The organism is Rossellomorea yichunensis (genome assembly GCF_032337515.1).
GTDB classification, from domain to species: domain Bacteria; phylum Bacillota; class Bacilli; order Bacillales; family Bacillaceae_B; genus Rossellomorea; species Rossellomorea yichunensis.
Window position 1 is genome coordinate 47016 of record NZ_JAVYAD010000009.1, and the last position, 24693, is coordinate 71708.

General features: G+C 37.3%; 21 protein-coding genes and 1 pseudogene. 9 read left to right on the forward strand and 13 right to left on the reverse strand.

Going from position 1 to position 24693, the window contains the following annotated elements; all coding sequences use genetic code 11:
• Positions 1-283: 283 nt before the first annotated feature.
• The 5 genes from istA (at position 284) to RSX31_RS21090 (ending at position 5073) form a co-directional block, all read left to right on the forward strand.
• Entirely contained in the window at positions 284-1828 is a 1545-nt protein-coding gene (gene istA, locus RSX31_RS21070) for an IS21 family transposase (RefSeq protein ID WP_315635939.1), read from the forward strand.
• A complete protein-coding gene (istB, locus tag RSX31_RS21075) occupies positions 1828-2592 on the forward strand; it encodes an IS21-like element IS643 family helper ATPase IstB (protein WP_315635940.1) in 765 nt (254 codons plus the stop codon). The genes istA and istB overlap by 1 nt, the downstream gene beginning before the upstream one ends.
• A 338-nt stretch (positions 2593-2930) precedes the next feature.
• Positions 2931-3371 (forward strand): MarR family winged helix-turn-helix transcriptional regulator, encoded by a 441-nt coding sequence (locus RSX31_RS21080; protein WP_315635941.1) that lies wholly within the window; start codon positions 2931-2933, stop codon positions 3369-3371.
• Positions 3371-4216 (forward strand): SDR family oxidoreductase, encoded by an 846-nt coding sequence (locus RSX31_RS21085; protein ID WP_315635942.1) that lies wholly within the window; start codon positions 3371-3373, stop codon positions 4214-4216. The genes RSX31_RS21080 and RSX31_RS21085 overlap by 1 nt, the downstream gene beginning before the upstream one ends.
• Before the next feature lie 140 nt (positions 4217-4356).
• On the forward strand, positions 4357-5073 hold the full coding sequence (locus RSX31_RS21090) for an FAD-dependent oxidoreductase (protein ID WP_315635943.1): 717 nt from the start codon (positions 4357-4359) through the stop codon (positions 5071-5073).
• 65 nt (positions 5074-5138) lie between these two features.
• On the opposite strand, the pseudogene RSX31_RS21095 reads toward RSX31_RS21090, so the two are convergent.
• A pseudogene (locus RSX31_RS21095) lies at positions 5139-5252 on the reverse strand (IS3 family transposase); the annotation flags it as partial.
• Here RSX31_RS21095 and RSX31_RS21100 point away from each other — a divergent pair.
• The 3 genes from RSX31_RS21100 (at position 5247) to RSX31_RS21110 (ending at position 7459) form a co-directional block, all read left to right on the forward strand.
• Positions 5247-5771 carry a recombinase family protein gene (locus RSX31_RS21100; RefSeq protein WP_315635964.1) on the forward strand — a complete coding sequence of 175 codons (525 nt, stop codon included), beginning with the start codon at positions 5247-5249 and terminating at the stop codon, positions 5769-5771. The pseudogene RSX31_RS21095 and the gene RSX31_RS21100 overlap by 6 nt on opposite strands.
• A 501-nt stretch (positions 5772-6272) precedes the next feature.
• Entirely contained in the window at positions 6273-6347 is a 75-nt protein-coding gene (locus RSX31_RS21105) for a hypothetical protein (RefSeq protein ID WP_315635965.1), read from the forward strand.
• Positions 6348-6688: 341 nt separating this feature from the next.
• Positions 6689-7459: an N-acetylmuramoyl-L-alanine amidase gene (locus RSX31_RS21110; RefSeq protein WP_315635944.1), complete on the forward strand. Its 771-nt coding sequence runs from the start codon at positions 6689-6691 to the stop codon at positions 7457-7459.
• A gap of 342 nt (positions 7460-7801) precedes the next feature.
• On the opposite strand, the gene RSX31_RS21115 is transcribed toward RSX31_RS21110, so the two are convergent.
• The 11 genes from RSX31_RS21115 to RSX31_RS21165 all read right to left on the reverse strand — a co-directional run bounded on the left by RSX31_RS21115 (position 7802) and on the right by RSX31_RS21165 (position 21409).
• Positions 7802-8320 (reverse strand): hypothetical protein, encoded by a 519-nt coding sequence (locus RSX31_RS21115; protein WP_315635945.1) that lies wholly within the window; start codon positions 8318-8320, stop codon positions 7802-7804.
• A 15-nt stretch (positions 8321-8335) separates the two neighbouring features.
• Positions 8336-9388 carry a lysozyme family protein gene (locus RSX31_RS21120; protein ID WP_315635946.1) on the reverse strand — a complete coding sequence of 351 codons (1053 nt, stop codon included), beginning with the start codon at positions 9386-9388 and terminating at the stop codon, positions 8336-8338.
• Positions 9389-9402: 14 nt separating this feature from the next.
• The gene (locus tag RSX31_RS21125) at positions 9403-11406 is read right to left on the reverse strand and encodes an FUSC family protein (protein ID WP_315635947.1); all 2004 of its coding nucleotides are present in this window, start codon (positions 11404-11406) and stop codon (positions 9403-9405) included.
• A 15-nt stretch (positions 11407-11421) separates the two neighbouring features.
• Positions 11422-11763 carry a cystatin-like fold lipoprotein gene (locus tag RSX31_RS21130; RefSeq protein WP_315635948.1) on the reverse strand — a complete coding sequence of 114 codons (342 nt, stop codon included), beginning with the start codon at positions 11761-11763 and terminating at the stop codon, positions 11422-11424.
• Positions 11760-14261 carry an ATP-binding protein gene (locus RSX31_RS21135; protein ID WP_315635966.1) on the reverse strand — a complete coding sequence of 834 codons (2502 nt, stop codon included), beginning with the start codon at positions 14259-14261 and terminating at the stop codon, positions 11760-11762. The genes RSX31_RS21130 and RSX31_RS21135 overlap by 4 nt, the downstream gene beginning before the upstream one ends.
• Positions 14262-14318: 57 nt before the next feature.
• Positions 14319-14804 (reverse strand): conjugal transfer protein, encoded by a 486-nt coding sequence (locus RSX31_RS21140; protein ID WP_315635949.1) that lies wholly within the window; start codon positions 14802-14804, stop codon positions 14319-14321.
• A gap of 26 nt (positions 14805-14830) precedes the next feature.
• On the reverse strand, positions 14831-15088 hold the full coding sequence (locus tag RSX31_RS21145) for a TcpD family membrane protein (protein ID WP_315635950.1): 258 nt from the start codon (positions 15086-15088) through the stop codon (positions 14831-14833).
• Between the two features lies 1 nt (position 15089).
• The gene (locus RSX31_RS21150) at positions 15090-16163 is read right to left on the reverse strand and encodes a conjugal transfer protein (RefSeq protein WP_315635951.1); all 1074 of its coding nucleotides are present in this window, start codon (positions 16161-16163) and stop codon (positions 15090-15092) included.
• 13 nt (positions 16164-16176) lie between these two features.
• Positions 16177-18309: a type IV secretory system conjugative DNA transfer family protein gene (locus RSX31_RS21155; protein ID WP_315635952.1), complete on the reverse strand. Its 2133-nt coding sequence runs from the start codon at positions 18307-18309 to the stop codon at positions 16177-16179.
• A gap of 5 nt (positions 18310-18314) precedes the next feature.
• Complete coding sequence (locus tag RSX31_RS21160; RefSeq protein ID WP_315635953.1) at positions 18315-18998, reverse strand: hypothetical protein; 684 nt, start codon at positions 18996-18998, stop codon at positions 18315-18317.
• An 857-nt stretch (positions 18999-19855) separates the two neighbouring features.
• Entirely contained in the window at positions 19856-21409 is a 1554-nt protein-coding gene (locus RSX31_RS21165; RefSeq protein WP_315635954.1) for a primase C-terminal domain-containing protein, read from the reverse strand.
• A gap of 1191 nt (positions 21410-22600) precedes the next feature.
• Between RSX31_RS21165 and RSX31_RS21170 the strand changes: the two genes are divergently transcribed.
• On the forward strand, positions 22601-23950 hold the full coding sequence (locus tag RSX31_RS21170) for a hypothetical protein (protein WP_315635955.1): 1350 nt from the start codon (positions 22601-22603) through the stop codon (positions 23948-23950).
• Between the two features lie 136 nt (positions 23951-24086).
• Here RSX31_RS21170 and RSX31_RS21175 read toward each other — a convergent pair whose 3' ends face one another.
• The gene (locus tag RSX31_RS21175; protein WP_315635956.1) at positions 24087-24251 is read right to left on the reverse strand and encodes a hypothetical protein; all 165 of its coding nucleotides are present in this window, start codon (positions 24249-24251) and stop codon (positions 24087-24089) included.
• Positions 24252-24693: the final 442 nt, after the last annotated feature.

Sequence of the window (24693 nt, forward strand, 5' to 3'; positions counted from 1 at the left end):
CGCAAGGTTTCAGATGAACTTTCCCTCTTTTCACAGGAATTACAACGATCTTTAGGTTTATTTGGCTGGTTTATTTGGCATGCCTTTTTTCAGTAGCATAGACAATTGTTTTGTAGAAAGAGCTCTACACTAACCATTCATCGGTATTAGCTGTGAACGCTAGAATAAAGTTGACAGTTTTTGCTTGATAAGATTTTACACTTTTGCTCAATCAACCTACTACTTTAGTAAAATAGATTGTGACGTTATTTTACTGGAGCTTAGGGATTTGGAGGAAAAGTTAGTGTTATATGTAAAGATCCATGAACTACGTAAAAGAAAATTTAAAGTAGCACAAATCGCTAAGGAGCTTAAGATTTCAAGACCAACTGTCTATAAGTATCTAGAAATGACATTTGATGAAGCAAGAGCATACATAGAACAGCCTATGGGGAAGAAGAAAAAATTGGATCACTATAAAGACTGGATACTTGCCTGGCTAGAAGAGTATCCTCACCTGAGTAGTGCCCAAATTCATGATTGGCTTTTAGAGAGGTATCCCGACCTATTGGTCGGTGGAAGTACTGTGAGATCTTATGTGAGAGATATTCGTGAAGTCTATCAGATTGAAAAAAAGGTCATTGTCCGCCAATACGAAGCAGTTCCTGAACAACCAATGGGCAAACAACTTCAGGTAGACTGGGGTGAAACAAAACAGAAGACGACAGACAACAAAGAAATCAAACTGTACTTTATTGCCTTTGTACTCGCTCACTCCAGACATAAATATATGGAATGGCAGGCACGTCCGTTTACTACAAGAGATGCGATCAGATGTCATGAAAATGCATTTCAATTCTACGGAGGAAGAACAGAAGAAATTGTCTATGATCAAGACCACTTAATCACAGTGAGTGAAAATGCAGGTCAGCTACTTTTAACAGCAGAATTTCAAAGCTATGTGAAAGAGCGTAAATTCAAAGTTCACTTGTGTAGAAGAGCTGATCCGGAATCTAAAGGCATGATTGAAAATGTAGTGAAATACATAAAAGGCAATTTCGCTGACAGTCGAGTGTTTAGCGACATAGAAGATTGGAATGATCGAGCACTACAGTGGCTTCAACGAACAGGGAACCATCAGGTTCACCAGACAACGAAAAAAAGACCAGCAGAAGTGTTTCTCCTCGAAAAGCAACACTTACAGCCAGTCTCTTCGTTACTTTCATATGAAAGTACCAATAACCAAAGTATAACAAGAACTGTAAGCAAGGACAACACGATCCGCTATAAGTCAAACCGCTATTCCGTCCCATTAGGGACTTATCAAGCAATGACTGAAAATCTTGTATGGATTGAAGTGACAAACGAAGAACAACAAACTCTTGTAATACGTAAAGAAGCAAATGGTGAAATCATTACCGAACACTTTATTAGTTCAGAAAAAGGAAAACTCATTCAAAACCGTCATCATACTCGCGATCGCTCAAAAGGGATTGAAGAGCTTAAGCAACGTCTCATCTCTTACTTTGAAAATCAGACTCAGGCAGCTGCATATTTTGATGAGATCAGCCAAAAATATCCAAGGTATCGTCGAGACCAGTTTGCGATCATCTACAAGGTAATTCAACAGTATCCAGCATTAATTGATACTGTTATGACCAAGTGCATGACAGAGAAACTATACAGTGCAAATGATTTTCGTGATATTGCTCATCACCTTAATACATTGCGTGATGAACCAATTAAAGAGGTACAATCTTTTTATGCCAAACCAGCAAAACATCCTCATATTAAGGCCCCTACTCGCTCATTAAATGCGTATACTAGCATTCTGGGAGGTCGAGCATAATGAACAAGACGGTGCATGAATTACAAGATCAATTTCGTCAGTTACGTTTATCAGAGACTGCGGAGGAGCTGCCACAGCTTCTTCGCGAAGCTGAAAAAGCATCCTGGACCTATTTGGAATTCTTAGAATCTATCACACGATATGAATTAGCAAAACGAGAAGCAAAGAGCCTTGAAAAAAGAATGAAATGGGCACGCTTCCCTTTCGTGAAGTCATTAGATGAGTTTGAACTAAAAGGTCAAAACGTTCTAACAGCCCGCCAGCTTTCTCAACTTAGAGAATTAAGCTGGTTAGAGCAACAGTATAATTTAATTCTCCTAGGTCCCCCTGGCATTGGGAAAACCTTTATCGCAATAGGGCTGGGACTCGAAGCAGTTTACAGAGGATTTAATGTTTACTTCGCTACAATGGGTGAGCTTGTGCAGCTTTTAAAGACAGAAGAATATCTGAATAAATCTAAAGTCCAGCTCAAACGGATAAGAAATGCCGATCTTGTGATTATCGATGATTTGATGTATATGGCGATGGATCAAAGAGAAGCAAACTTATTTTTTCATTTAATTAATCATTTATACGAACGAAGTTCGATTATCCTTACCTCAAATAAAGGTCCTGATGAATGGGGTAATTTAATTGGAGATCAAGGCATTACGACAGCTATTTTAGACCGTTTACTTCATCGTGTGGAAGTCATACATGGTGGCGAGGATGAGGAAAGTCATCGGATGAAAAACCGAAAGAGCATTTTTTCAGCAGGAGTGTAAAAAGGAAACGAGCAAAAAGTGTAAAATTCAACTTGACGTCTACATTAGCTTGATGGGCATGTGACGGTACCCCTAATTGGCTATGTATATACAGCTTTATTTAACAGACATCGTTTGGGTAAGACTAATTTAAAATGAAATAATTAATTGACTTGATCAATTTACAAAGTCGACTTTTTTTATCGTAACTACCTACAAAATTCTCATAATGTAAGTTAAGTTGGAAGGTACCATCCTAATTACCTATTGTTACAACTTGAATTTCACCTTGATTATTAATATACTTTTATATGTAATATCTTAGTTACTAAGATATTTTCACAAAGGAGGATCATGGTTTGAACATCTTTGAAAATTTATTAACTTCATTAAAAAGAGCAAGTGAAGTGAGTGTTGAGATTATGAAGCCTAGAGATGAAGGAGAGATTAATCATGGTTTAATGATTTTTCTTTTTATGATTCACAGTAAACGCGAAATAAAAACAAGTGAAATTTCAGAACATTTTGGTGTGACATCAGGTGCTGCAACTGGTATTGCTGATAAGCTTGAAAACTTAGGTTTAATTGAAAGGCACCGAAGCGAAACAGACCGAAGAGTTGTCACGTTATTTCTTTCTGAAAAGGGAAGAAAACTTGTACAAGATAAGAAAAAAGAGCATGTGGAGTTGTATCAATACATTTTGCATGATTTTTCTGAAGAAGAGCTATTGAACACCATCCACATGTTAAATAAAATTTCAGACAAAATTGATAGTTATAACAGCAAGGAGGACCTGTAATGAAGATTTTAGTAACAGGTTTTACGGGAAAAGTTGGATTTCAGGTTGCTAACTATTTAAAGATTAAAGATATTCCGATGGTATGTGCGGTTCGAAACATTGAAAAAGCCAAAGCTAAGTTTGGTGATGCATACGAATATGTGAGTCTTGATTTTTTAGATTCAAGTACATTTGATGGGGCTCTTGAAAATGTTGACCGTATTTTTCTAATGTACCCACCGGGTGAAAATCTTCAATTTAAAATATTTTTAGAAAAGGCAAAAGATAAAGGGATTAAACACATTACCTATTTATCGTTAAAAGACGTGCAATTCATGCCATTTATCCACCATTACAAAATGGAAAAGCTGATAAAAAGCTACAAGATACCTTATACATTCGTTCGAGCTGGGTATTTTATGCAAAATTTAAATGATTTTCTTTGTAAGGAAATTAAAGAAAGACAACGTATCTTTGTACCGGCAGGTAATGGAAAAACAAGCTTTGTTGACACTAGAGATCTTGCTGAAATCTCTGCTCTATCGTTGGTTGATGAAGTAAAGCATAAAAACAAAATCTATGTTATCACAGGGAATGAAGCCCTCGACTTTTTTGATGTCGCAAAAATAATGACTGAAGTTCTTGGAGTGAAAATTGAATACACAAACCCTTCAGTCAAAGAATTTAGAGAATTTATGAAGAATATGGGTGAAGATGAAGTATTTACAAATGTTGTCGTGGGAGTTCATATGCCAACGAAGCTTGGCCTTGCAAAAGGAATTAAGCATGATTATGAAAAAGTAACGGGCAAAATGCCTACAAACATTAGAAAATATATTGAGGATTTCAAAGAGAATTGGCTCTAGTGAATCTATGAAGACCCATGATTTTTGTTGCAAAAGAAAAAACGGTTTTTGTAGGAAAGTAATTAAAAGAGAATATTTTATTCATTATTTTTTATTGTTTCATACAGATCATACTAGAAACTAAGGGAGAGATGGATATTATGGGGTTTATTCAAGATATAAAACCTATATTCAAGAAGAATAATATAAAGCTGCGAGAAAAAATCCAAGAGGACAATCATATTTTTACCTTTATTTTCGAAAAAAGTGATCAATTAAATTGGAAGGCTGGACAACATGGAGTCTTTAGTATTGCCCATAGGAAAGTAAACAAACCTACCAGACCATTCAGCATTGCCTCAGCAGCATCTGAAGATAAAATTCAAATTTCCATGCAAATCACTAATAACCCTAGTGAGTTTAAACAAGCAATGTTAGAATTAGAACCTGGTATGGAAATATGTATGCGTGGACCAATTGGACCTATGTACATTGATTCACCTCAAAAGCCAACACTATTTATAGCTGGTGGACTAGGAATTACCCCATTCAGAGCCATTATAAAAGATTTAACATCCCAAAACCATAATGAACCTATCTATACCCTTTTTTATATAGATAGTTCAGAAAATTTTTTGTATTCAAATGAATTGGATGAACTAGCAATCAAACATCCTTCTATTAATGTGCAATATTACCAAAAGAGAAATTCACTTTATAATGACATCTCAACTTATATCACATCCAATGGAAATAAAGGGTATTACTATGCTGCAGGTACTCAAACTATGGTTGCTTCTATATCAAACTTTTTAAAATCCAAAAACGTCAAAAAAGGTAACATTAAAAAGGATATTTTTAGAGGTTATAAATCATAATCCTATTATTGAGACAAAGCTACTAGGTTGTGGAGAGACACATTCAAATAAGACTAAATAAAAACCTAAGCTACCATGACTCTAAACTCTACCGGAGTCTGGCAGTTTAATTTTGTAAAAGGTCGACAATAATTATAATAATACATGTACGATTCTATTTTCTTTCGTAGTGTATAGTTGATCAAAATTTTGATAGACAGAAAAAACAATTAGAAGAATTTGGATACGAACGCATTTTCTTTGAAAAAGTAACGGGTACAAAGCGAGAACGTCCAGAGTTTAACCGTATGTTGGATTTTTTGCGAAAGGAAGACACTGTTGTAGTAACAGACATAACAAGACTGTCTAGATCTATAAAGGACTTAATTGAAATCACTGATATGATTTCAAAAAAAGGTGCTCACCTTAAAAGTCTAAAAGAATCTTGGCTAGATACAACGACAGCTCACCGGAAAATGCTTTTTACAATTTTTACTGGTATTGCACAGTTTGAAAGGGATCTAACCTCAGAGCGAACCAAAGAAGGAATTATGGCAGCAAGAAAACGGGGAAAGCATCCAGGAAGACCAAAAACTGATGAAGAAAAAGTTCAATACGCCATCTATTTAATTGAACAAGGTCTTAGTCGAACAGCAGCTGCTGAAAAAGCTGGTATATCTCGGATGACACTCTATAGAAAATTACTACAAGGCGAATAGAACAATATTTATTACAGAAGGCAAAGTATCTGTTGATCTACTTTTCCCCTGGTTACACGAACTCTGGTACTGGGCCTATTTGTAGCACAATACGATTAAATTCTCCACAAACACCCAAACAAACCATTTACGAATACATAAGATAATATGAGAAACAACTCCAATGTGTCTTTCTTTCCAAGTTCATCTCATTTTGGGGGAACTGGTTCAGTTAACCGATCCCCCCTTTTGTTAAGGGGGTAATTAAGAACTTATGTTCTATTTATAGAGTAATCCCTTTCCAATTCTCTTCAATGGTTTCCCTCTTCTCGCTATGTCTTTTATAAATAGTTTAAATTTCGACATAGCAAGCTATCAATAATACTTATCAAAATTATCAAAAAACATTTTAACTTTTATTAGAAATAATCTTACGGACTAGAGCAGCTACCCTGTCACTTAGCCTTAAAGCATGAAGGGGTCAAACATGCTATTTAATTACATCAAACCACGAATAAACCTATAAAGGAAATCTGTAAAATCACCAATATCAGTGAAGCTACTTTTTATCGTCGATGGAGAGAGTATAAGAAATAGAAAAGTGAGCTGCCTACATCTACACACTAAAATGCCTCTTAAAATTGCCAACAGGTTTCGTACAGACGCGACCTAATTGATTCTACCAACGTATATTTTCATTATTAATCATTGTCTTCCTCATTTTATATTTCTGTCTAAACGTACAGGGAATCAATTGAAATATGTCCAAATTGTGTCTAAACGTACAACTTTTCACTTTTGGTGACGTGACCCCTACTAGTTGGAATCATAGAAAAAGACACCTTATAACAGTGAAAATGAACAAATTTCCAATCAGTTATGGCATCTGTACAAGCCCTTTTAAACATCTCTAATAGAATACATTGAGGTGATTAAAATTGGTGAAAATTTTTATTGATCCAGGGCATGGAGGAAATGACTCAGGAGCAGTTGGGAATGGATTACAGGAAAAAAATTTAACCTTGCAGATTGCTTCCATGATAAGAAATATTTTAATAAATGAATATCAGGACGTTTCTATTAAGATGAGCAGAACTGGTGATCAAACCGTTAGTTTAACTCAAAGAACAAATGATGCAAATGCTTGGGGAGCAGATTATTATCTCTCTATTCACATTAATGCGGGCGGAGGGACAGGTTATGAAGACTATATTTTCCCAGGGGTTAGTACTCCTACTACCACTTATCGAAACCATATCCATGAAGAAATCTTAAAGTTAGTAAATTTCACGGACCGCGGAAAAAAGACAGCAAACTTTCATGTACTAAGAGAGTCCTACATGCCATCAATATTAACAGAAAATGGTTTTATTGATAATATGAATGATGCAAACAAGTTAAAGACCACTAGTTTTATAAGTAATATTGCCAAAGGTCATGTAAATGGCTTGGTAAAAGCATTTGGCTTAATAAAAGTACCAGAGCCAAAGACTTTATACAAAGTACAGATTGGTGCTTTCAGCGCAAAATCTAATGCAGAAAGATTAGCAGCAGATGCAAGATCTAAAGGTTTTGAGTCGATTGTACTTTTTAGAGACAACCTATTTAAAGTCCAAATGGGAGCCTTCTCTTCAAGAGAAAATGCAGAAGATTTGGCTGAAAGAGCAAGAAACGCAGGGTTAGAAGTAATAATCGTTCAAAAATACTGAAGATGACTTCCTCTTTTGGGGTAGCGTCCCGAAAATGCGGATTTACAACGTTAAGCTGTTTGTAGAGTTTGAAATTGACGTGGACCGAAAACGCCAGAGACGCGATTCGCCTACATCAGCTAATCGTGGATGGCAGATGCTTGCCCTCATATCTCGTTGAGTTACCTGACTGCACTTTCCGCAAAGATTTTAAAGAAAAAAGAAGAGTCTGTCGGTTGATAGACTCTTTTCATATAAACCAATCCTTATTTTCGTATTTTAGTGTACCATTATTCGTAAAATGATTTCTAATTGCGCCACAGAGCGTTTCTCCAACATCTATAAATATCCAATCGATTTAATTCAGTATTGAGCAATGTTTAAATCATCAATTTTCCATGTATCGCCGTCTTTGATTAGATCAAGTGTTGCATAAGAAATCGATTTGCTCGATATCTCATTAGCCGTAATAATATTGTTAAAAGAAGCAAGTATTTGCATTCGATTATCCGTATAGTCACCTCTATACAGCTTCAAATTCTCAACATTTGAGGTAACATGGCTTCCTTCAAAATTCACTTCGGAATCGCCTTCAAAAGAGACCACTTCCTTAGCTTTTTCGGTTAATAGGGCTTCAACCTTCTTTTTATCAGGTTCATTTTCAAAAACATAATATTTGTTAATAAATTCTTCCGCTACTAAATGGGCTTTAGCTTCTTGTTGGTCTTCTGGTGTTTGCGCAATCGATTTATTTTCTTCTTGTAATTGTTTCACATCTGTTCGGGCGGCCGTTAACTCTTCTTTTAATTGACCTGTATGAAAAAATAGATACCCGCTTAAAAGTACACAAGCCGAAAAACCAATAATAATATACCGTTTCATGTCTCTTCCCCTTTCTTACAAACCAAGAATAAATTTAGGGTCTTGAAAGTTATCGAGTCTTTTAACGGGCTCATATTTAACCCGATGTTCGAAATGCAAATGACTTCCAAACGAGTATCCAGTATTTCCGCAGGTACCGACCTGCTGACCACGTTTGACTTCATTTCCTGCTCTTGTTTCTAGGGAATTTAAATGAGCATAGGCACTATATTGACCCTTTCCATGTTTAACAATCACTAAGTTTCCATAAGTGCCACCATTTCCTGAAACAATGACCTCACCATCTTTTACAGAATAAATCGGGTCACCTGTTGAGCAATCAAAGTCTATCCCTTGATGAAATTGCTTTTCTCCTGTCCCTGGGTCTGATCGCCACCCAAAAGAGCTAGTAATTTGAACGACTTTTAGAGGAAACGACCATTCGCCTTTCTTTCCTGTTTGGACGACTTCTCCTGCCCCACCGTTATAATATTTCATCACCGCTTCAATATAGCCTATATCCCCATAACAAGCCCCTAACGGCTTAGCTTCCGCACGAATACACGTATAGTTTTCGGGATTTGAGACTTGGGTCATCATGTATTGAGAAAACTCAACAGCAAGCTCCTTCGTGTATTTTCCTCCCCGATCTTTTACATAACCGATAAAGCCTGACCCAAAATTATAACTTTGAAGGGCTAGATAAATATCTCCACCCGCTGCCTGAAGAGTCCTTTTAAAAACTTTTACCCCTTGCTCAATGGACTTTTCAGGACTGACGATACACCCAATCCGCCCACATAGACTTTCAGAACTTTGCATAGGGTCAAGCCCTCGCCCTGCTGACTCCTGTTGCATAAGTGCCATAATGAGTTCCGTATATTGTTCAATGCCTTCTTTCTTGGCATATTTCCGAATGAGTGACTCATACCGTTTTACTTGCTCACTAACAAGGGCTGTGCCATTTTCCGAAATAAAACCTGGTTCTTGTTCTTTTTCGCTATCACTCACAACAAGAAAGATCAGCCCCGCAAAGACGCCGATTAAACCAATAAAGAGAGCGAGAACAATATAAATGACCTTATTCATGCTCTTTCGCCCCCTTACGGTTTTCTGTTTACGTTAGATGATGTGATGTCAGATTCTTGTCGTTCTACTTTTCGTTGAGGGGTTCTTGCTCGATCTCTTTGTTGTTGCTGTTCATTTGGATTCGACTCGCTAAGGTGATTTCTTTCGTTGATTTGTTGTTGAGCTTCCCACTGTGTAATGGGCTTATCTTCAACCATTTGTGGTGTCCGATTACTTCGATCTACAGAAGAATTTTTATGGTTTGAAGGTTGAATACGGTCTTCATTCCATACTCGATGATGTTCTTCTGGAGAGCTTGATTCTGTTTTTTCTTTTATATCATTATCCGACTCTACTTGAGGGGTACGTTTAAACCGACTTTCACGATAGCTCCCAATGTCTACAACATTTGCCGAATGGGAATCTATTTCTTGCGGACCATCCGCTGTTCCTGTTACTTGTGTCGTCTGTTGTGGCGTACGATTTGGTTGATCAACTTCCTCTGACTTTGCTTCAGCAGGATTTGAAGCCTGTGAAGTTTGCTCTGTCCGGTTTGCTTTTCGTTGTTCTTCAGATACTCGATTTTGAGACAATGGCATGTCATTTTTAGCGCGTTCAGGTTCTTCTCCATTCATTTCATCTAGCCTTCTTTTACCTTCTAAATAGGCTGAAGCACTTCCACCTGTTACCGTATTTAACGCCCATTCAGTCGCTCGTTCTCCTGCGTCTGTTGCTCCTTGTCGTACTTTTTGATAAGCATTGTTTATGGTATTGCCATCTACCGTTGTCACTTGCCCTGCTGTGATAAACTCAACAATTTTGTCTCGGTATTTAATCATGAGAATAATAGACATGGAGATAGCAACCACGTTTAACATGTAATGAGCAGGTGTAGTCATTGGAATAGTTTCATACATGATGGTCGTAATCGCAAACATCAGTAGAATAAACACGCCGACAAATACTTTCATAAAGAAAAGACCCGCCATTCTTCCAAAGGTGTACCATCCACTGTTAGCGAATCTAGGCAACATGGAGACCATTAGAGAAATTGGTAATACAATCGCTATAATCATGATTAACACTTGAATCCCTGCATTGAGAAAAGCAATGAGCAACATAGGAATCCCAAGCAATAAAGAAAAAACGAGCGACACGAGCGCGATACCAATTTTCATTGGAATGTAGGATTGAGTCATATATTTATTGTCAAATTGCTTTACATCTTCCCTGACTATTTCCTGACGTTTTGCATACCCTTCCTTTGTCGTAGTGGTTGATAACAATTTATCTATTCGATTTTTATCGTTTTTCAAAATATCTTTCTCTATAGTAGTACCGTAATTCATGATGAGATAAGGTTTTCTTACAATTAAATCATGATATTGATTTCGCACAATGGCGATACTTCCTTCAAGCTCCTTGCCTTCTTCCACGTTTTCATCTGTCAAAGTCACGCCCGCTTTCATCACTTGCCCTTGGGCTTCATTGGTAATACTATTTAGTGTTTTCAAGAAATAATCACTATTAGAAAACCAAACAACTGCTAAAATGATTACCGCTGCCAAACTTCCTGTTGCTTTTAAAGCCTTCATTCCATTCCGTTCCATCATGTAGTAAAAGAAAATCTGAAGCACTGCGACAACAAAAAACAAAATCGCGAAAGATTGATACAAGTTGTCATAAATGACTTCTGCCACCTTTGAAATGTTATCGGCCCAACTATCTAAAAAATCCAATCCATATAATAATCCAAGTCCTGTATCGATTAATTGAGCAACGATCTTTGTCATGGAAAAAATCATATTGGCAAAACTATTCATAGCCTTGTCAATTTCCTCCACAGTAAAAGGGTTCCAGTCTCCCTCAATATTGGTCACAACTTCATAATGGCTGTAATCATACCGCTTGCTATCCAATACGACCCCACCGGACTCCGCTTCTTTGGGTTTTACTGTAGTTGATTTTTCCGCTGCCATTGCTAAACCTGAAGATAAAAACAAACATGTTAGTAAGATAGCAAAGACCTTTTTAAACATAGCTTCCATTTCCTTTTAGTTCTGGCATAAATCTTCATTCTCTACATAAATAGGCTCTGCTGACTTCATATCTTTTTCAGTTGCTCCCGCTTTATAATCACCATTCTTTTTAACAAATCCCTCAGTAACAAAGTCATTTTCTCGGATTTCATAGGTAATAGTAATAACCTTTCCTTCATCAAAAACCTTTGTACAGGCTTTATCTCGTTTTAATTCATTAATATTTTCAGGAAGACCAGGTTCTTTTAAAGATACATTCTCTAGCTTAATAACCTCATCAATCGCTTTGTCATAAGAGTTGCCACAGGCTACCAATAACATGGCAGCCGTCACAACGATTCCCGCTCGCTTCATCATATTTCAAATTCCTCCTCTGCTTTAGCTGAATTGGACTTTTCAACGGTTTTAAAGGCTTCTTTCCACTCATAAAACAAGCAATCAATGGACAGCTTCCCTGTACGACCGTAAAAATCGGAAAACAAACATTGCCCTTTCTGCATATTCCCTAACATCTTTTGATTGCTTTCTGTAGGAGCAAGCCCGACATACTTTAAAATATCTGGACGCTCTTCCTTCTCGTCAAATGCAAACTTAGCCCCAATATTTCCTTTGGAATCTTTATCCTCGTTTACATCACTGACGGACTGTGTCACTAAATACAGTTGATTTTTATAGGAACGGCCAATCCGTTTAAGAGAGTTAATTAGCTTCTTACCGCCCTTTGCCCCTGTCAACATCCACGCTTCATCAAAAATAATGGCGGTTTTCTCTGCCTTATCACGACTTCCGAACTTTTCACAGAACTTCGATAAAGGCACCATCATACAAACGGATTTTCGTTCACTATCGCTATAATCCTTGGGATTATCATCCTCTTTCGGAAGATCAAGCCCCTCGATTTGTAAAATGTTCACCTTTCCATCCAAGTGAATGCTTTTCGTCTCTCCTGTAGAAAAGATTAGTTGTAAAACACTATTTTGAGTCATCTGCCATAACAGTTGACCCGCTCGGTTTACAGTAATCTCCTCAGACTCCATCAGACGCTCTACAACCGTCATTAATCCTACTTTCTTTCCTACTTTTCTTTCCTCTATGACCTCGGACAGCGTCTTCAAAACGGCTGTTTTGACGTCGTCTTTAGACGACATGTCATAAATTTGTTCCATGACCGCTTGTGCTGTATCTCGGGCTTCATAGCCTTCCAAGAAGCAAATAGGGTCAAGGACGCCCCAGTTTTTAGGGTCGTGGGGATCCAAAGTGATGTAATGGAACGACTCTACAAGCTCTGTAAACAAAGGGTATTGCTCTTTCATTTCAGGGCTTTCAATGGCTTTTCGGAACCATTTTTCAATTTCTGTCTTGGGGTCTGTCATTAAGACCTTTACATCTAAGAAAGAAAGGTACATAAGAATTAATTTTACAAGGAAGGATTTACCCTTCCCTGTTTGACCCGTTATACTAATATGGGGGCTATCGGTTACGGCGCCAAGAATCCCCTCATTAGCAATGAATGGGTGGAAAAGGACTATGTCTCGACTACTAGCAATCGAAGACGATAGTTCTTTTCTGCCCGAAGTATTATCGACTCGACCAAAGTAAAAGCCAATTTTTGACCCCAATGTTTTCGATACGGCGAATAGATTTTCTACAAAAGCGATATGAGTCGTACGTTGAAGCCAATTTCTTTCAAAACTTAACGGCTCCCCATGAAGAAATTTATAAAAGAGTTGTAGTTGATCGGCGACTGGCTGTACACAACTGATTTCCTTAAACTTCATATATCGCCGTACACTTGTAGCTCTTGATTTACATTCCTCTTTCGTCCTTCCAGTAACAACAATCGTTGCCACCCAATGTAAAAACCCGACATCTTCATTTCGTAACTCATTTGTTAAGCGACTAAGCATATGACGACCTTTTGAAATTTTATCGTCTACATCTTCTCCTGCTTCTGCCATATCCCGATCAGTTTCTTGTAACCTCTTTTTTGTGAATGAGACTTTACGCAATATGGCGTCCTTATTCTGAAATTGAGCTTTAATATGCACTTCTACTGGAAAAGGAAGCGATTGAGCACGTTGAAACAGATGACTGTATTCCATATCTAATGAAAAATCGTCGACCACTAAATGAGAGATATACGTTTCACCTTCAGGTGTAGAAAGCTTCAAATATCCCATTTCTGTAGGGTCAATAATGCAGTTGGTAATGTTCGTTATCCCTCTCATTTTCTTTTGCTCTTCAACAGAATGGTGAATATCTCGTAAGAAGGTATAACGGTTGACATAAACAAGGGAGTCTTCTGATAACCGTTTTCCACCAACAGTTTGAACTAATTGAAAGAGATCTTCTTCCAAAGGGGAGAATCGTTCAAAAAGCGAATGATCTGCTTCTCGTTCAAACCCAAACATATTAACAAGTTGATCTGTTACACTACTAAACGCTCCTTTTAAAGCTCCTGCAAAGTAATCCGTCTGAATAGCTTCTACACTTTTAAGTCGAACCCCTAAAATAAACTGATATTGCGTAATAGCTCCTAGCTCTTGTTCCAAAAGTTGAATCGTTTCCTTGTTGTAATACTTCCCTGCTTCCTTTGTATCTTCATGAAAGTCTTTTTCAATTTCATCAAACCGTTCTCTTAAATTCATTTGGTGAGGATACATTTCAAGGTGAAAATCTCCGTAACGCTCTAGCTCCTTGAAAAATAAAGTAAATCGGTCTTTTACTTCACGAAGAGATTGAGCATTGTTCGTTGGAATCATTTCTGGAGAGACAGAATAATAGGTATACACATCTCCGCCTCTTGTTAACATCATATTCTTATAGAATTGCTTCATAGGCGCTTTTAGATTCATAGACAATGGTATTAGTCCTCCTTTTCGAAAAGCTCCTTTAAGGGGCTATAGAATCCCTTATAAGGCTTTCACTCGTTTTTGTTCTTCCTCAACCTCTTGTTTGAACAAATATTCCTCAAAATCAAGAAGATGTTCAACCTCGCCCTCTTCTTCAGGAATCTCATAATAGACTGGCTCTAATTGAACGGTTTCATCTGAATAAAGGATCACCTCGTCATTGCAATACCGCTTTTTTGGAAACTTTATCGTAATCAAGTAAACTCCTATATCCCACAAATAGTTATGAATCTTCTTTCCATCCTTCCTTAACTTGTACAGAAGACCCGAGACCACAAACGGAATGCAGATATACAGAAAAACTGTTAAGCCAGGTATAAGGGAACCAACACCATTAAAAAAGGTTCGGAATCTGAACATGATTGCCAAGGTAAGAAGCGCAATGACCACTCTTGCAAGGGGTACACCAAACGGCAAACTGAATTTCCCAAGTCGATAGAGGGTAACAGGTTCTTCAAAAATACCTTTGTAGTTATAGGTTTTCATTTTCTTCCTCCCTTACTGCAGCAAGACTAATTGCCAATTAGAATATTTCCCACTTCTTTTAATGAATTCAGCATACTTTCAGGGCTACCAACCGCAAAGAACACAACTCCCGCAACTAGAATAAATCCGAGAAAACGCCCAATCTGTTGTTTGAACAAGAAGAAAACAGAAAATACAACAAGCCCGATGGCAACAGCGTTACCGCCTTCTGTCACAACCCAATCACGTACTCCTGAAAGTGTAGGTAATGAACCAAGTACCATATTGTTTAGCATGTTAAACATATTATTTTCCCCCTAATGTGTTTTTCATTTCTTGAACATAATACTTACCGCTATCTTTCTTAATTGTGAGCGTGAACCGCTCTTCATTCGTGATGTCAATTTCCTTCTCCTTAAAGGTCACAATCGCTTTTACAGTAAACGTGTTTTTACTTTCAGTTTGATAAACTCCTAAATTGGATATTTTCACAAATTCTTTTAATCCCTCGAGGGATTGCGGATTGTTCATGATATATTCCATTTCCTCTTTAGGAGCAGAAGCATATTTCGTGAAAAACTCATTTAACCACGACTCTACTTCTTGTTTTTGCTGTTCGGTTACTTTATTTTCATTTGGTAACTTACTAGAAATGGCGATAAACCCTTCGCCTTCCACACTTGGTACAGCCGAAAAATAAAGATTCTCAATGACAGCATATTGCCCTTTTTTCGCTTGCACTGGTATATTCAAGAGTGCTGTTTTCACTTGCTCTTTTTCCTCCTGAACTTTTTGTTTGACCTTCTTTTTCTTTTCTCCATCCTTAACTTCTTTCTCCACCTCTTTTTCGGTAATAGAGACATTTGTATAAGTTACTTTGTATTGAAGGGTTGCTTTATCCTTGCCATATTGAATGTCAAACAACTGCTGATTTTCAAGCTTTCGATACCCCTTCACACCATCAAAACTTTGCGCTTCTAATCCACTGGCAAGATAGGAATTAAAGGTCTCTACTCTTTTTTTTCGCTCGCCTTCATCTTTAGGAATCGTGATAAAGCTGTTTACGACCTGTTCACCAAAAAGCTTCATCTTTGGACTGCTATAAGCATTGTAATCTTGAACAGAAAAGCCTTCTTTGACATCCTCAATAGTGGATTGAGTGGCAGCCACTTTACTTAAAGCATTGTTAGCACGCAAAAAACCTAAAACAGCAGTGACACAAACAATCCCAATCACAAACCAGATCGTAAAGCGAATCCCTTTCATACTTCGTTGTTTGGGAAGGGTTCGGCTTTCCTTCTTTTGTTTCTTCGGCATATTCTCTTTCATATAATCTGTCGAATTATGTTGAATATTCTGAAATTTTTCTGCGGACTTCATTTCACATCTCCCCTCATCCTGTACGGAATTTGATGAATAACCTTTTCCATAATGATGGAGTTTCGTCTGTTAAAGGATTTCGGAAAAAGATCATTTGTCTTCTTTCTTCTTCTGACAATCCTTTGGCTGCCTTTCGAATAACGGCAAATTGCCCTGTATCAAAATTCTTAATTTCATTGGGGTGAAAGTAAAAGGCTTGCACATTCCGCACCGTTCCTTTTTCTGTTTTGAGGTCAATTCGCTTGAATAATCCACCTTTATCTTCAAGTTGATACGTGACCTCTTGGTCGGAAAATGTTCCCCCTACGCCTGCTGCTTCATCAGCAGTAGTTGGGGAGTTTTGCTTGCCAATCAAGATAGTATTACAGGTGTCTAGCACTTTTTCTTTAATGTTAACCCCGCTAACATCGGCAAGGTCAGCAAATGATTGGATACCAATGACCGCCCTCAAATTCGCACTACGTGCTCTCGCTGTGATGTCTGCGACCTTTTCAGACCCATAAGCACTAAATTCATCAAATACGGCTGTAACGCCCTTTCTATCGTTTTTATTAGTCTTAAATTGTTCTTTCACAGCATTGGCTGTGTCGGCAATAACAAATCGGCCCATCCGCTTAATGAATTTTTCATACGATAGAGAGTTAAACGAAAAGATAACTCCTTCCCCTCGTTTTATGACTTCGACTAGGTCAAGACCGCCTTCTTTCTCCTCCAACAATTCCCCTAGATCACTGTTAACCAATTGTGATAACTGGCTCCGCAACCCTTGAAGGTTTGTGCGCATATGTGGAAATGCCTTTTCAATGTCCTTATCCTCCTCATCTGACAACGTTTCTTTATCAAAAAACAAGGTCATCATTTGTTTTGATCGTTCAGACGGATGACGGACAATGATCTCTTTTTGAACCGTTCTATACTCAACACCTTCTGATTCTTCCGTTGAAGAAGGTTCATCATCGAAAACATCTAGTGAATCAGTAGGTACGGTAACCTTTAGTTTGGACTGCTGATTTTCAGCAGTTGAAGGAATTTTTTTCACTTTTTCTTGCTCTTCAATAATTCTGGTTTCCTGAACAATGTCATTTTTTAATACGTTGTACAGGTTCTTTACGGATAGAAAATGTAAAAGGTTTTTTAAATCTCGATTAATGTCATAAAGCTCTAGAAAATAAACGACTTTTTGAAGATTGTCCTGGGCTTCATTTTCATAAAACTCATTGGACCAATCAAAAAGTGCCATTAAACGATCTGTAATTTCAGAACGATTCCCATTTTTCAAAGGATTATAGGTGAGCTCTGTATCTTCACTAAAGACATGCAACTTACGACCATATCGGTTAAACATAGAGTGTAAATCCTCAATCGTTTCCGCATCCCCTTTACCATCTACAAAAATCACACTTTCATGATTCATAAGAGCGGTCTCAATGAGAGTCATAATGGCAACGGTTTTACCACTTCCAGTAGTTCCCGCCACAAGTACATGCTGTTTCGTTTCCGCAGATTTCATCGTTATTTCATTCTTATTTTCATCTATGCCTAATAAAATGTCTTCAATCGGTTGTTTCTTCTCTACTTGTTTCGCTTTACTCTTTCGCCACTTTGCCTGAATTTGATTCGTAATAGAAAGACGATACTTTTTAATCGCCTTAAATTGCTTAGATTGGCGATATTTAAACCTTTTTTCATCTTTTGAAGTAACCACTCTTCCTCTGTAGAATTCAATGATGGCAACCCCAACCCAAGCAAACAATACACCAAGCGACAATGAAGCTAACCAAGCTTTCCATGTAATTTGAAAGGGCGAACCGTTATTAAGTAAATTTTCAACTAGATTCACAAAACGTTCCATTCCTACAATCGTGAAGGTTGCTTCTGTTAGCTGAAACAATACACGCCATCCCTCGAAATACATAACGGCTGCTAAAACCAATCCGGCTATAATCGAGAAAATGTTAACCATTTTTTTGTCTTTCATAATCTGAAACATCCCCAGAAACAAAAGAGCCATAACAAAGGAACTCGCTGTAAGAAGGACGACCACAACACACAAGAGGAAAATAGCAAAAAAGACAATCATCTGTTCTGTTTGTTGTTCTCCATCTGTCTGTTTATCCTGTTTCGGCTGTTCATCAAACCAACCCACTCATATCACTCCTCGTTTGAAGGTAAAACCTGATCGATCAATGAAGCTCGAAGATTTTTCACCCCCACACCATCGGCTGATTGCTGAATCGATTTTAAAATGGTTTGATCTTTACAAAGATAAATCACATGCGTATAGTGACCACTATTGATTAATTCCTGATATTGCTTCATCTTTCGAATAATTCTCGCATTCGTCTTTGACGACAATTCCACTTCATACGCGACTCGTCTCTCCTCATTGAACAAAGAAAAATCAGGAACATTTTTTGCCATGTAATCCCAACGCATAGGCTGATTTTGATTGGCTAAAGTAAGTGTATATTCTCTTGTCAATTCTCGCTCAGTTTTAAAATCCAAGTCTTTCCCTTGTTCTAGATACCGTTTTTTCATGATGAAAAGGATTTCTGCAACGGTTAAATCATGTTGAAGAGAAGAAAATCCACTTGGACCACCAAACTTTAAACTCCCAACATAATCACTGCCCTCTTTAGTAATCACACATACTTTCTGTCGACCAAAGCTCTTATTCTCAATAAAATTCAACTCTTCTAATTGCTTTCTTGCTCTATAAATCGTCATGATTGCCATTCCTGAATACGTTTCTAGCTGCGTAACCCCAATCACACCAAAACGATCGATCAAACGTAAAACCTTCATCCTTTTGTCACTCACCACATTAAACTGCATCATTAAACCCCCATCTACTACAATTTAAATCACCTCCTCATTCTAAAAAACAACCACTATCTCATCAAACAACCTACCAACACTCATCATTTTTTTTTACCCCCTACAACCTCTCATAATTTCCACTTTATTATTTTTTCCATTCCCTTGAACTTGACTTTCTTTTGACCTTGAACTTACTCTTTTATCTTTTAATCTTTTACTCTCTTATCTCTTACTCACTCACCTACTTACCCCTCTTACTTAACCCACCACTCACCACACAATCTCTTATCCAAATCAATATTTATCATTTTCCTCCTGACCATTTGCTCGTTTACGTAGTGAGCGAATGGTCAGGAGGTGGTTTTTTGATACATGTTGATTTGGATTGCCTTTACACTCTAATCAAGTGGTGGGTAAACATTCTGTTAAATACCACTTAATTACCATAATTTTACCATACGACACATAAAAGTAACATCCAACTTTTGCTTTGTTTTTACAATTATTCCCCTTTTGTTGCCTAGTTATTTTTTCTTATAACTTCCATTTTCCAAAACAAGAAAACCATTCTAGAACGATCTCTTTTAATCCAATTCCAAATAAACTCTATCTAAGATCACCCCTAAATCATAACCAAAAACTATGATGTAATTTCCAATTATTAATCCTTTAAATCCTAAGTATTAAAATTTGTTAGTGGTCCTATTTCTCCGCCAGAAATAAATTATGCAATTCGAAAAACATATATCAAAACCCAAAATATTTTAAAAATCCAGAATAACTTCACTCTATTCTTTTGTACTTTAGCAAATATGTAAGATTCTGAGGCCCAGGATACTTTAGATATGTATTGGCAGAGTGGCTCATTAATTTCAACTTGTCATTTTGATGAGCGGTGAAGCTCCCGATCGATAAATGAAATCCACTTCATGGGGTACTAATTCTTCTTCAATATCTGGAATATCCACTGGACTAATAAATTGATTGGCAACAGGAAGTAACTCTGCAAATGTCATTTGAGCCTGTTGAATTCGCTTCTTACGTGTAAGTAACATGCTTCTGAATAACATGGAACGACTAGAAACCATGGAAACAGCATTACGCCCACAGCCAACGGTACGCTTAATTAGCTTACTAGAACGCTTAAACACCTCTTTTAGCGTTGAAGTAGCCATTCCAAAGGTTTCCGACAGCACCTTTAATGAACCCTCGAAAAACGGGTTTTCGGGACTTGTGTGAGCTTCTAAATAAGCTAAGATATCTTCTTCCCGTTCGTCATAATGAGAACGCACACGTTCCTCACGCGGCTTTTTAAATTTATACCACCCTTCTCGCCCTTGGAATTTTTCTGTCCCATCAGTCCATAGTTCAAGCAGTCCTTCTACATAAGAACGCTTGGCCCCCTTATATTTACCTGAATAAGCACTCTTGAGGATACGTTCAAATTCACGTTTTCGTAATGGGGTTTCTAGGTTACTATTAAATTGATCCAGTTCATCATAAGCTTCTTCGAGCGTTCTACCACTAGCATAATTAGCAATCGCCAGCGTTAATATAGCATTATTACGACTGGCACTGTTATGACCACTTTCAATATGAGCAGCATTGATTAATGCACGATACCAGTCTGAAGACGTTTGATCGAATGCTGAAGCATTCTTGGAATAGATCACGTGAAAAGAAGATCGCCTCTCTTCTTCTTCAAATTGTTTCGACCAGGATAAAAGCAACGGTGTATTTGCGGGCTGATCATCAAAGTAAAGGACATTCCCATGCTGAGGAATTCGATAAAAGCCAAACGGTGCGCAATTTGTATCTACGGGCACGTATTTTTTCAACGCTTTGATGACGTTATCGGCTAAGCGTTCTGCGACTCTTAAAGCCTTGTAATCTTTTTGTTTATGTATATAAAATGGCGTTTCTAATACAAAGAAACCTTGAAAGCCTTTAGGTGTTTCAAGTAATAGATTCGGGCGTGGTAATCCCAGCTCATCACATCCAAGAAATAACGCATAAAGATCCACGTTCTTGGTATCGATATCAAATCCAATGACATTGATCTGTTTGAGGTTCTCCCTCGTATGCCCTTTGATGATTCGGCGTTTAAAATCATAATACGTACCACCTCTAAAGGTATTTGGCGTCCAGTGCGAAAGTTGATTATGTTGTTCTAAGAGCGTTTCATACGACGTGACGACATGCCCTCGCCCCTCACTTAATTCCTTTTTAGAATGAGATACAAACACCGCACCCGAATGGTGCATTTTGTTCTTTACTTGCTTCTCGTAATTTACCATTCTTGTAATAGACGCTTTAGATCCTTTTTTTTTGTATAGATTTAAACTGTTATGTGTCATAAACTGCATGATTTTGATGGGAGAAGCAGTTTCCCTTCGTTCATTCCTATTTTCAATAATACGTTGCACTTGAAACACCACCTTTGAGCGCATAGATTTCGATGAAATAAGTATAACGAAATCGATTTTCGGACAAGTGCCCTCTTTAAGCGAAATGCACCAAAAAAAATAACCCCTTTGAAGCCATGTGGCTCAAGGGGTTTCGGAAAAGTTGAAAAATTTTTTTTAATGCAGAGTCCGCTCACAATTTGTACCGAAATATCAAAAAGTGTTCCACTTCTTGTTTCATGCAATGTGTGTCTCATCGTAGGTATAGCAAGGGATAGGCTTATTGTTTATAAATGATGGGCAGACAATGTTCGCTCAGGTTTCGCTCCATTGGTGCATTTTTTAGGGTACGGAGTTCGCTCATATTTGACCATGAATAAGGAGGTCTTGGTCAGTACGTTTCAAATTTTATAATGGAATTCCGTCATTTCAATCATTATCCTCATGTAAATAGTATACAGAGTCCGCTCAAATGAAAAATTTCGTTCCACTGCGTGGTGCAATATCCGATCCGATAGAGCGAACCTTGTGTGGTATGAAACATTACTGGTGTATTTTAACTACTCCTTATTTAACTTGTATAGTTTTGGTGCAAAATCGCTACTCATTGTATAACCTGTATAGTATTTGGTGCATTTTCAATACACTTAGAATCACTTCCCTGTTATACTAGGAAAAGAGTGGTGCATAATCATGTGCTATTCAACGTTTAAAGCGAAAGGATGATCTGAATTGAAGTATGAAGATATACCAGACCATCTCCTACTAAACTATAAACTGTTGAAAATCGTCATTTTTGAAGAAACCAAAACCATATTTAACGACCGGCCTTATATCATTAATGTTTGGAAAACGGAAGCATATCGTATGACTTCTGAGGAAATACAACGGGAAGCTCCAGTGGATACGATGAGGCCAAGTTTTCGTGCTCTCTTTTTTCTCTTTACACAAACCCTTTGCATCAGTCCTCATATCTCGAAATTAATGATTCGACAAGCCGTTACCCGGCACAGAGATACCATAAAAATGCTGATATCTGGTCATTTACATTTAGAATTTCCAAATGAAGAAATTAAGCGCAGTGTCAACGAGGAAAAGATATCGGAGGCATTGGAACGCGATTATATTTATTCAAGCATGGATATTGATTTTCATTTGATGAGAGACATCGTTACGAAGAAAAAAGATTTCAAGGAAGGAGAGAGTGGTCACATGAAAACAGAAATTATTGATAACAAAGGAAAAATACGTGGCCTCGCTGAACTCCGTCCATACAATAATCGATTAGATAAATTATCTTCTGATCAACAAGAGATCTGGCTTGAACTGATTGAATCAACGCTTAACTCTCTAGACGAAATGACAGCCGACCTTTTTGATTTGATAACATACTTGTGGATGGTCACCCCCAAATGTCAGGACGGATACATAGAATTTCATAGCAATGACGCCTTGCGTTTAAGAAACTTAAAAAAACGCACCTCACACGGTAGAGAAATCGATTTTAGAGAAGAAGATCGATTTAATATCATGAAGCGAGTCGCTGCTCTTTCAAGCATCTGGGTGTCGATGGGAGAACAAAAAATTAAAGTCATCAACACCCAGGACATCAAAGATAAAGAACTTTATAAGTTTAAAGATTTTCAAAAGATGTTTGAAATCGGTAAAATACGAGTGGCTTACGATAAACAGTCCAATAAAGCCAAAGGCATTTATGCTCTACAAATCAAACCAACCTCCATTTTAAAGCCATATTTGGAAGTACCAAACCGTTCTATTGGGCTGCTGGACTTAAAAGTCTTTCAGTATAGTCACTATACACAGAGGGAACAAAAACGATTAACGCGTTATCTTAACTTGCAATGGAAAATTCGCACCATAAACCGTTCGCTGAATCAACCTTTTAAAGTCTTGACACTATTAAAAGTCATGGATTTCTCTGCTCGATACAACGGTGTCCAAATACGTGATAAATTTGAAGCCATTTTGGACGAACTTCAACAGGATGAGGTTATCAAGAGTTGGAAATATACAGAAGACATACAGGAAGAAAAAGTCGGGAGAAAAGGTTGGTTCAAAAATTATTGGGAAAAGATGAATATTGTTCTCCTTCCAACTGAAATCGTGGTAAAGGAAAATCAAAACAATCTACTAACACATACCCAGCAGAATGAGTATGAAAAAAGGATTGAACAAATTCACCAAGAAGATACTCAAAAGAGAGGAACTCCCTTTGAATTCTTTTTATCAGAACGGACTCAACATGAAACGGTGGCTACGATTCAAGTAGAACATGATAAACATCGTTACGATGGACCACAAGAAGAACAACAATCATTTAACTTAGTTGAAGAGTCCTCCGTTATTCTTACTCCAGAAACCATGAAAGATACCATTGACTCGTTGGGCATGAGTATCCGTCAAAGCGCATTGGAAATAGGGATCGCTCACACCACCCTCTCTCGCTACATTCGAAAAGAAAACAAAAGACAAAACAAAAACAATGATGAGAAAATGCTGAAGTGGTTGAAGCAAAAAATAATGGAAAAGAACGATCTATGAATTTTAAACTTAAAGATTTACTTTTGTTCTTCAAAAAGGACGAATTTATAATATTAAGAAAAACCAAGAACAGTCAATTCTATATTTAAAGAGACCTAATAATATGAAACTGGGATCCAACCACATGCCCATCAAGCTAAGGACATGTGGTTGGATCCCTATATGGATTCTTTTTTTCAGCTCTCTCATAAGCTATTACTCTATCAAGAAGAGCATTGGATCCTACTTTTTTATATAAATCTAAGTCGCTATAGGTCATAAACTGCATGGTTTCAATGGCTGAAATGTTTTTCTGGGTCACTTGGATAACCCCCTTGGAATTTTTAGCCGCAAAACACAAAAAAAAGGCTTAGCTAGTCTTAGCCACAACCTTTAGAATGCGTTATGAAATCATTGAAAATTACATTATAATAACAATAGAATTCAAATTAAACTCTAATTGAATTTAATTACTATTCACTTTGAATACCAGTAGGAATATCATCGGTTTAATTCAAGAAAACATCTTGAAATATACAATAATATTTCCTAGTATTATGACATACCAAAGAACATTTCGTCTTTGCTAAGCATAGTAAAAGGCAAATGTCTCATAACGTTAGATTAGTTGGGAAGCTGAGGGATTAGCGTATCTTCTAGAGAAAACCGTGCGTCAACACGGTTTTCTCTTTTTTTTGTATTTAATAACGTACAAAAAACAACAAATTTCTACTCTATGTATCTATTAAGGCCCAGTACCAGCG

Coding starts and splice junctions, on each gene's coding strand:
- istB (WP_315635940.1), top strand. CDS start 1,828: ATGAACAAGACGGTGCATGAATTACAAGATCAATTTCGTCAGTTACGT.
- RSX31_RS21085 (WP_315635942.1), top strand. CDS start 3,371: ATGAAGATTTTAGTAACAGGTTTTACGGGAAAAGTTGGATTTCAGGTT.
- RSX31_RS21090 (WP_315635943.1), top strand. CDS start 4,357: ATGGGGTTTATTCAAGATATAAAACCTATATTCAAGAAGAATAATATA.
- RSX31_RS21115 (WP_315635945.1), bottom strand. CDS start 8,320: ATGAAACGGTATATTATTATTGGTTTTTCGGCTTGTGTACTTTTAAGC.
- RSX31_RS21120 (WP_315635946.1), bottom strand. CDS start 9,388: ATGAATAAGGTCATTTATATTGTTCTCGCTCTCTTTATTGGTTTAATC.
- RSX31_RS21125 (WP_315635947.1), bottom strand. CDS start 11,406: ATGTTTAAAAAGGTCTTTGCTATCTTACTAACATGTTTGTTTTTATCT.
- RSX31_RS21130 (WP_315635948.1), bottom strand. CDS start 11,763: ATGATGAAGCGAGCGGGAATCGTTGTGACGGCTGCCATGTTATTGGTA.
- RSX31_RS21135 (WP_315635966.1), bottom strand. CDS start 14,261: ATGAATCTAAAAGCGCCTATGAAGCAATTCTATAAGAATATGATGTTA.
- RSX31_RS21140 (WP_315635949.1), bottom strand. CDS start 14,804: ATGAAAACCTATAACTACAAAGGTATTTTTGAAGAACCTGTTACCCTC.
- RSX31_RS21145 (WP_315635950.1), bottom strand. CDS start 15,088: ATGTTTAACATGCTAAACAATATGGTACTTGGTTCATTACCTACACTT.
- RSX31_RS21150 (WP_315635951.1), bottom strand. CDS start 16,163: ATGAAGTCCGCAGAAAAATTTCAGAATATTCAACATAATTCGACAGAT.
- RSX31_RS21160 (WP_315635953.1), bottom strand. CDS start 18,998: ATGCAGTTTAATGTGGTGAGTGACAAAAGGATGAAGGTTTTACGTTTG.
- RSX31_RS21170 (WP_315635955.1), top strand. CDS start 22,601: ATGAAAACAGAAATTATTGATAACAAAGGAAAAATACGTGGCCTCGCT.